The sequence below is a fragment of the Streptomyces sp. NPDC059524 genome (assembly GCF_042749255.1).
Classification (GTDB): Bacteria; Actinomycetota; Actinomycetes; order Streptomycetales; family Streptomycetaceae; genus Streptomyces; species Streptomyces xanthii.
The window spans coordinates 1-2,234 of sequence record NZ_JBHYTK010000189.1 but is presented as its reverse complement, the minus strand read 5'-3'; the positions used below and the strand labels follow the sequence as shown (position 1 = coordinate 2,234).

Below are 2,234 nucleotides of genomic sequence, written 5' to 3'. Positions count from 1 at the left end.
CCCACCCCCCCGCCCCCCCCCGCCCGCCGGGGGGCGGGGCCGGCCCGCGGCCGACGGCCCGGGCCGCGGCGGGGCGCCCGGGGCCTGGGGGCCGTCGCCGGTCAGGACGGCGGCGGCCCGATCGAACCGATCCGTGGGATCAGGCTCAGAGACCGGCGGTCAGGCCGGTGGCCAGGCCCGTGACGGCGGCGGTGTTGACGCCGGTCACGCCCTCGACCGTGCCGGTCAGGCCGGCGACGACGCCCGAGACCGGGGCGATGGAGTCGACGGTGCCGGTCAGGTTGCCGGCGACGCCGCCGAGCAGACCGCCCGAAACGTTGTCCAGCTCGGCGTCGGAAATCTCGAGGGTCTCGACCTTGGGGGTGTTGCTCATGATGTGAGCCGCCCTTCTCAATGGGGGGTGTACCTGGTATTTCGAAAAACGCGGAAGGCGCGGTGATCCGGCGGGGAACCGGGTCCGTCCGTTCCACGATGCGGTGGATCAAAGCATGACCGCAGCTCGCACAGCCAATCGGAAGGTCCCCGGTCAGAGGGGATGTGCCCGCTCAACTACCGCATGGTGCACACCCGTTCACGAGGCGCTGCCAGCTCCTTCACATTCTTCACTGCGGAAATGGTGAACATGCTGTGCCCGCTTTCCCGGAATGGGACACCAGCGCATCAATGACGCCCGTCATGTGTATCCCGCAATGGATTTTCGTGAACCGTCGTGCCCGCGGTGCGCAATCGATGTGCAGGTTTCTGACACAGCACCGCGGCGGCCGTGAGGACGACCGGCGGCACGAACGCCCAGACCGGTGCGCCCCGGTGCACGGCGACCGCGCACGCCGCCCCGCCCGCCACCGCGAGCAGCCGCGCCGCGCCCCACACCTGACCGGCCCCGCGCCCCGAACCGTCGACGAGCCCGGTCACCAGCGTCGTGAGCGTCCCCGTGAAGTACGTGGTCGGCGAGGCGCCGGCCGCGACCATCGCGCCCGACTGCCCGCCCATCGCGAGCGCCGACACCACGAGGAGCACCGTCCGCCAGACGCCGGCGGGGCGGCCGTCGAGGACCGCGCACACCACCGCGACGAAGCCGAGCAGCGCGGCCTGCCCGGCGAGACAAGCCACCACCCGCCCGGGCCAGCCGCTGCCGCCGGATCGAGCGGGCGCGCCCCGGCACACGAGCGCGGCGAGCGCCGCGCCGAGCGCGTACCCGCCGAGGGCGTACAGAGGAGCGGCCACATCGGCCGCGTCCCCGCCGCCGGCCGAGACGCCGAGCAGCACCAGGTTCCCGGTCATCACCCCGGCGAACACGGTGCCGAGCACCGTGAACGCGAGCCCGTCCACGGCACCGGAGGCGCCGGCGAGCAGGACGAGGCAGACATGCGCGCGTCGGTTCATGTCCTGACGTTAGGCCGTCACCGCTCGAGTTCGCGGTGTGCGCTCTCGGGCAGTCGCAGATACACGACGGAGGACACCACGCACAGCGCGGCCACGTACCAGGGGAAGATCCCGCTGTGCCCGAGCTCCTTGAACAGGGTCCCCATGTACGGGGCGGTGCCGCCGAACAGAGCGACCGTCAGCGAGTACGGGAACCCGATCCCGGCCGCGCGCACCCGCGCCGGGAACACCTCCGCGTTGACCGCCGCCGAGATCGACGTGAAGCCCGTGAGCAGCACCATGCCCGCGCACTGCGTGAGCAGCAGCGAGACGAACGAGCCGGTCAGCCCGTGCAGCAGCGGCACGCTCAGGAGCGCGAACCCGAGCCCGAAGAACAGCAGCAGCGGCTTGCGCCCGAACCGGTCCGAGAGCAGCCCGCCGACCGGCTGGAGCAGCGCGAAGAACGCCAGCGACAGCGTGCCCGCGAGGAGCGCGTCGGACTTGTCGATGCCGGTGTTCAGCTCCGCGTACGTCGGCAGGTACGAGGTCCACGTGTAGTACGCGAGGGTGCCGCCCGCCGTGATGCCGCAGATCAGCAGCGACTGACGCGGGTGGTGCCGCAGCGCGTCGAACAGGCCGGGCCGCGGGCCCCGCGTCTCCCGGGTCTCCTGCGCCCCCTGCCGGATCCAGAACCCGACCAGGCTCAGCAGCGCGCCCGCGAGGAACGGCACGCGCCAGCCCCAGCCGTCCATCTGCCCCTCGGTGAGCGTGCTCACCAGCACCGCGGGGGCCCCCGGGGGAGGCAGCTGCCCGCGGGTCGGGGGCGCCGCGGTGGCGCTGGCATGCAGGCCGGCGAGGGCGGGCCCCGCGGG

General features: G+C 73.1%; 3 protein-coding genes. All 3 read right to left on the bottom strand.

Annotation, left to right across the window (positions count from 1 at the left end; all coding sequences use genetic code 11):
* Nucleotides 1-145: 145 nt before the first annotated feature.
* Nucleotides 146-373, bottom strand: coding sequence for a type A2 lantipeptide (locus tag ACFW9D_RS34135; RefSeq protein WP_188335920.1), 228 nt, complete (start codon nt 371-373; stop codon nt 146-148).
* 287 nt (nt 374-660) lie between these two features.
* Complete coding sequence (locus ACFW9D_RS34130) at nt 661-1,383, bottom strand: DUF1275 family protein (RefSeq protein ID WP_384628547.1); 723 nt, start codon at nt 1,381-1,383, stop codon at nt 661-663.
* 17 nt (nt 1,384-1,400) lie between these two features.
* Nucleotides 1,401-2,234: MFS transporter (locus ACFW9D_RS34125; protein WP_384628544.1), on the bottom strand; the 834-nt coding region annotated here is incomplete at its 5' end.